The 5350-nt window shown below is 72.8% G+C and carries 6 protein-coding genes and 1 pseudogene; 6 read left to right on the top strand and 1 reads right to left on the bottom strand.

Features of this window, described 5'->3' with window-relative positions; translation table 11 throughout:
* The 5 genes and pseudogenes from DW299_RS19470 to DW299_RS04125 form a co-directional block, all read left to right on the top strand.
* Nucleotides 1–103 (top strand): annotated as a pseudogene (locus tag DW299_RS19470) (1,2-phenylacetyl-CoA epoxidase subunit PaaC); the annotation flags it as partial.
* A complete protein-coding gene (gene paaD / locus DW299_RS04140) occupies nt 100–600 on the top strand; it encodes a 1,2-phenylacetyl-CoA epoxidase subunit PaaD (protein WP_136035818.1) in 501 nt (166 codons plus the stop codon). The pseudogene DW299_RS19470 and the gene paaD, both read left to right, overlap by 4 nt.
* Nucleotides 600–1760, top strand: a complete 1161-nt coding sequence (paaE, locus tag DW299_RS04135) for a 1,2-phenylacetyl-CoA epoxidase subunit PaaE (protein ID WP_136030008.1) — start codon at nt 600–602, stop codon at nt 1758–1760. Before paaD ends, paaE begins: the two co-directional genes overlap by 1 nt.
* A gap of 13 nt (nt 1761–1773) precedes the next feature.
* Nucleotides 1774–2544, top strand: coding sequence for an enoyl-CoA hydratase/isomerase family protein (locus DW299_RS04130; protein ID WP_136035817.1), 771 nt, complete (start codon nt 1774–1776; stop codon nt 2542–2544).
* A 75-nt stretch (nt 2545–2619) separates the two neighbouring features.
* Nucleotides 2620–4143 (top strand): ATP-dependent DNA ligase, encoded by a 1524-nt coding sequence (locus tag DW299_RS04125; protein WP_136035816.1) that lies wholly within the window; start codon nt 2620–2622, stop codon nt 4141–4143.
* Between the two features lies 1 nt (nt 4144).
* On the opposite strand, the gene DW299_RS04120 is transcribed toward DW299_RS04125, so the two are convergent.
* Nucleotides 4145–4654 carry a phosphoribosyltransferase gene (locus DW299_RS04120; protein ID WP_136035815.1) on the bottom strand — a complete coding sequence of 170 codons (510 nt, stop codon included), beginning with the start codon at nt 4652–4654 and terminating at the stop codon, nt 4145–4147.
* A gap of 165 nt (nt 4655–4819) precedes the next feature.
* On the opposite strand from DW299_RS04120, the gene DW299_RS04115 reads away from it, so the two are divergent.
* A partial coding sequence (locus DW299_RS04115; RefSeq protein WP_275090577.1) for a thiamine pyrophosphate-binding protein occupies nt 4820–5350 on the top strand: 531 nt, incomplete at its 3' end.

Here is a 5350-nt window from a genome sequence, read left to right as displayed (position 1 = left end):
GTCGTCGGCGGGCGGCCGCCGCGGCGCTCATGCGACCCCGCTGGGCCACCTCCTCGCCGAGATGCAGGTGCTGGCGCGACGGCACCCGGGGGCGTCGTGGTGACCGGCACAGCGGCCGGGTCGCGGGCCGAGGCGTGGCGGATCGCCGCGGCCGTGCCCGATCCCGAGGTGCCCGTGCTCACGATCGAGGACCTCGGCGTGCTGCGCGCGGTCGAGGTGCACGGCGACACGGTGCGGGTCGACATCACCCCGACGTACAGCGGCTGCCCGGCGATGGACACCATCCGCGACGACGTCGTGCTGGCGCTCACCGCGGCGGGCTGGGCGCAGGTCGAGGTGCGGCTCGTGCTGTCCCCCGCGTGGACCACGGACTGGATGAGCGACGCCGGCGCGCAGAAGCTCCGGGAGTACGGCATCGCCCCGCCCAGCGGCCGCGCCGCGGTGTCGTCGGGGCCGATCCGGCTCGCGCTGAGCGTGCGGTGCCCGCGCTGCGGCTCGCTCGACACCCGTGAGGTGTCGCGCTTCGGCTCGACCTCGTGCAAGGCGCTGTACGAGTGCCGCGCGTGCCTGGAACCCTTCGACCACTTCAAGGTGCACTGATGTCGCTGTTCTCCCCCGCGCGGGCGACGCCGCCCGCGGCCGCCGCACCCGCCTCCCGCGAGCGCACGCGCGCGCGGTTCCACACGCTCGAGGTCGAGGACGTGCGTCCGCTGACCGAGGATTCCGTCGAGGTCACCTTCACGGTGCCGCCCGAGCTCGCCGACGACTACGACCATCTGCCGGGCCAGTATGTGGCGCTGCGCACGACCCTCGACGGCGAGGAGGTGCGGCGTTCGTACTCGCTGTGCCGCGCTCCCGAGCACCGCACCGACGGACGGCCGACGCGCCTGAGCGTGGCGGTCAAGCGCGACGAGGGCGGGCTCTTCTCCACGTGGGCGCAGACGGGTCTACACCCCGGCTTCCGCATCGACGTGATGAGCCCGCAGGGCACCTTCACCTCGGGGCTCGACGACCTCGACCAGAAGCACGTGGTGGGCATCGCCGCCGGATCGGGCATCACTCCGCTGATGGCTCTCGCGCACACGGTGCTGACGCGGTCGCGGACCTCGCGGTTCACGCTGCTGTTCACGAACCGCTCGACCCTCGACGTGATGTTCCTGGAGGACCTCGCCGACCTGAAGGACCGCTACCCCACCCGGCTCACGCTGCATCACGTGCTGTCGCGCGAGCAGCGCACGGCCCCCGTGCTGTCCGGCCGCCTCGACGAGCCCAAGCTGCGCACGATCCTCGGATCGCTGATCGACCCCTCCGATGTGGACGAGTGGTTCCTGTGCGGGCCGCTCGCGCTCGTCGACCTGTGCCGCGCGGTGCTCGCCGACGTGGGCGTGCCGCGCGAGCACATCCGGTTCGAGCTGTTCACCACGGGTGACGAGCCGGTGCGGGCCGCGCGCCCCGTGACGGTGAGCGCCGGGGAGAAGACGGTGCGCATCGAGGTGAACCTCGACGGCGTCTCCTCGACGGTGGAGAGCCCCGTGGCGGCACGCGAGTCGGTGCTCAACGCGGCCCTGCGGGTGCGCCCCGACGCCCCGTTCGCGTGTGCGGGCGGCGTGTGCGGCACGTGTCGCGCGCGGGTGATCGAGGGCAGCGTCACCATGACGGAGAACTACGCGCTGGAACCCGACGAGCTCGAGCGCGGCTACGTGCTGACGTGCCAGTCCCACCCCACGAGCGACCGCCTGGTCGTCGACTACGACGTCTGATCCGGAGGGCCCCATGATCGACCTCACCATCGCCGACGACGTCGCCACGGTCGTCCTGAACGCGCCCGCGAAGCTCAACGCCCTCGACGAGACCGCGCTGGACGAGCTCGACGCCGCCTACGACGCGGCGGAGGACGCCGGGGTGCGGGCGCTCGTGCTGCGCGGCGAGGGCAGGGCGTTCTGCGCCGGTCGCGACATCTCGGCGGTCGACCCGCGCGACGACGATGTGCTCGGCTACCTCGGCGGCGCGGTGACCCCGCTGCTGCAGCGCATGGCGCGGTTCCCCGCACCGACGTTCGCGGTCGCGCACGGGGCCTGTCTGGGCGTCGGACTCGGGCTGCTGATCGCGACCGACGTGGTGTACGTGGGCGAGTCCGCGAAGATCGGCTCCCCGTTCGCGGCCCTGGGGGCCACGCTCGACTCCGGTGGTCACGCGCTGTTCCTCGACCGGCTCGGCGCGCACAAGACGCTCGACCTCATCTATACCGGGCGCCTGATGAGCGGAACCGAGGCCGTGCAGTCGGGCCTGTTCTCCCGCGTGTTCCCCGACGACGAGGTGGTGTCGGCGACCGCGGAGGCCGCCGCCGCTGCCGCCCGGGGCGCGACGGCAGCGTTCCTGGCGAGCAAGGAGCTCGTGGCGCGGATCCGCGACGAGAGGCTGACGCTGTGGGACGCGGTCGGCATCGAGAACGCGGCGCAGGCTGCCCTGTGCGACACCGACGACTACCGCGAGGGCTTCGCCGCGTTCCAGGAGAAGCGCAGGCCGAAGTTCCGCGGGCGCTGAACGAGCGACCCCGCCCCAGGGCGGGCGGTGTCAAGCTCCTTCCGCGGTGTCCGCGGCCGGTGGCATGATGCGGGGATGCTGCTCTCCGAGCTCGTCACCACGACCGAGAAGGTCGCGTCCACCTCGTCGCGCCTCGCCAAGATCGACGCGATCGCCGAGCTGCTGCGCGGTGCGGACGAGGCCGTCGTGCCCGCGCTCGTGGGTCTCCTGCTCGCCTCCCCGCGGCAGGGGCGACTGGGGGTGGGCTGGCGCGGGCTGTCGTCACTCGACATCGCCCATGCCGCGGAGTCGAGTCTCACGATCGCCGAGGTCGACCACGCGTTCGAGGAGCTGTCCACGGCGTCGGGCGCCGGATCCGCCGGGGTCCGCAGCGACCTCCTGCGCGCCCTGGCCACGCGGTCCACCGCCGCGGAGTGGGACTTCCTCGCCAGGGCCATGCTGGGCGAGCTGCGCACGGGGGCGCTCGGCGGCGTGCTGCTCGACGCGATCGCCCGGGCGTCCGATCAGCCCATCGCCCTCGTGCGACGCGCGGCGATGCTCTCGGGCGACCTCGGCGAGACCGCCCGTCTGGCGCTGACCGGAGACGAGGGCGCGCTGGAGGAGGTCGGGCTCCGGGTGGGCCGCCCGGTGCTGCCCATGCTGGCGGCGACCGCGGCCACGCCCACCGCCGCGCTCGAGATCACGGGCCGCGCCTCCGTGGAGTACAAGCTCGACGGCGCCCGCATCCAGGTGCACCGGCACGGCGACGACGTGGGCATCTACACCCGCAGCCTCGCCGATGTCACGCACCGCCTGCCGGAGATCGTCGAGATCGTGCGGGCGCTTCCCGCACACGACGTGATCCTCGACGGCGAGACGCTGTCGCTCGACGAAGACGGCGGGCCACGACCGTTCCAGGAGACCATGTCGCGGTTCGGGGCCGACGCCGCGCGCGAACTCGCCCTCCGACCGTGGTTCTTCGACGTGCTGCACCTCGACGGCCGCGACCTGCTCGACGAGCCGCTGTCCGTGCGCCAGGAGGTACTCGCGGCCGTCGCGGGCGACTGGCGCATACCGGGCATCGTGACGGACGACCCCGAGGCCGCCGAGCAGCTGTCGCGCGAGGCCCTCGCGGCCGGACACGAGGGCGTGGTGGTCAAGGCCGTCGCCGCCCCCTACGCCGCCGGCCGCCGCGGCAAGTCCTGGGTCAAGGTGAAGCCCGTCCTCACGTACGACCTGGTCGTGCTCGGGGCCGAATGGGGCTCCGGCCGACGGCGCGGGTGGCTGTCGAACCTGCACCTCGGCGCCCGCGATCCGGAGGGCGAGTTCGGCGACCCCGGCTCGTTCGTGATGGTGGGCAAGACGTTCAAGGGCCTGACCGATGCGCTGCTGGAGTGGCAGACCGAGGAGTTCCCGGCGCACGAGTCGCATCGCACCGCATCGACCGTGTTCCTGCGACCGGAGCTGGTGGTGGAGATCGCTATCGACGGCGTGCAACGGTCGCCGCGCTACCCGGGGGGACTGGCGCTGCGGTTCGCCAGGGTCAAGCGCTACCGCGACGACAAGACCCCGGCCGAGGCCGACACGATCCAGACGCTGCGGGCGCTGCTGCGCGGCTGAGTCAGGCGGAGGGCGCGAGGCCCTCGTCCTCCTCGCGCACGGTGCCCTGGAACGACCACGGGAAGTTGATCCACAGATCGGTGTCCTTCCAGGCGTAGTCGGGCTGGATGATCGTGGAGGGCTTGGTGTAGATCGTCACCGACCGCACGTCGGCGCCCTTGTCCTTCAGCAGCTGCACCGCGAGGGCGAGGGTGCGGCCGGAGTCGGCCACATCGTCCACGAGCAGCACGCGGCGACCGTCGAGGTACGCCATGTCGAGCTCGGGCGGCAGCACCTCGGGGGCGTCGAGCACCGTGCCGATGCCGGTGTAGAACTCGACGTTGATCGCGCCGCAGTTCTTCGCGCCGAGGCCGTAGGCGATGGCACCGGCGGGGAGAAGTCCCCCGCGGGCGATCGCGACGACCACCTCCGGCTCGAAGCCGCTGGCGAGGATGCTCCGCGCCAGGTCGCGCGTCGCCGCGCCGAAGCCGTCCCAGGTGAGCGTCTCGCGCTCGATCGCCGCATCCGTCATCGGTCCATTCTCGCGCATCCGCGAGGCAGGAGCCGCCGCTAGACTGGGCTGGTCCGGCCCGGCCGGTGCCTGAAAAAGAGGCACGAAGCGCTTCGCGATGTCGCGGAGGCGAGACACATACGGATCCCGCAGTCCCTCCGTCCCTGTCTCTCGAAAGGCACCCCCATGCCCACGGTCTCCGCGCACGTCGCCCTCACCCTCGCCCAGCACGTCGATGCCGTCTTCGGGGTGATGGGCAACGGCAACGCCTACTTCCTCGACGCGATCGAGAAGCACACCGACGCCGTCTTCACGGCCGTGCGGCACGAGCAGGGCGCCGTGGTCGCGGCGGACGCGCACTTCCGCGCCTCCGGGCGCATCGCCGCCGGCACCTCGACCTATGGCGCGGGCTTCACGAACACCATCACGGCGCTGGCCGAGGCCGTGCAGGCGCACGTCCCGCTCGTGCTCGTGGTGGGCGACGAGCCCACGTCGGGCCCCCGCCCGTGGGACGTGGATCAGATCGCGCTCGCCTCGGCCGTCGGCGCCCGCACCTACACCGTCGGCCGCGCGGACGCCGCGGCGACCACGGTCATCGCGGTGGAGCACGCGCTGACCTACCGCGTGCCGGTCGTGCTCGCGATCCCCTACGACGTCGCGGCCCTGGAGGCCGGGGAGGTCCCGACGGCGCCCGCGCCGCGGCTGCCCGCTCCCCTC

Source organism: Microbacterium sp. K35, from assembly GCF_004794375.1.
Lineage (GTDB): Bacteria > Actinomycetota > Actinomycetes > Actinomycetales > Microbacteriaceae > Microbacterium > Microbacterium sufflavum.
The sequence above is the reverse complement of the archived record's forward strand: the minus strand, read 5'-3'. Positions and strand labels throughout refer to the sequence as shown.

Coding starts and splice junctions, on each gene's coding strand:
- DW299_RS04130 (WP_136035817.1), top strand. CDS start 1,774: ATGATCGACCTCACCATCGCCGACGACGTCGCCACGGTCGTCCTGAAC.
- DW299_RS04120 (WP_136035815.1), bottom strand. CDS start 4,654: ATGACGGATGCGGCGATCGAGCGCGAGACGCTCACCTGGGACGGCTTC.
- DW299_RS04125 (WP_136035816.1), top strand. CDS start 2,620: ATGCTGCTCTCCGAGCTCGTCACCACGACCGAGAAGGTCGCGTCCACC.
- paaE (WP_136030008.1), top strand. CDS start 600: ATGTCGCTGTTCTCCCCCGCGCGGGCGACGCCGCCCGCGGCCGCCGCA.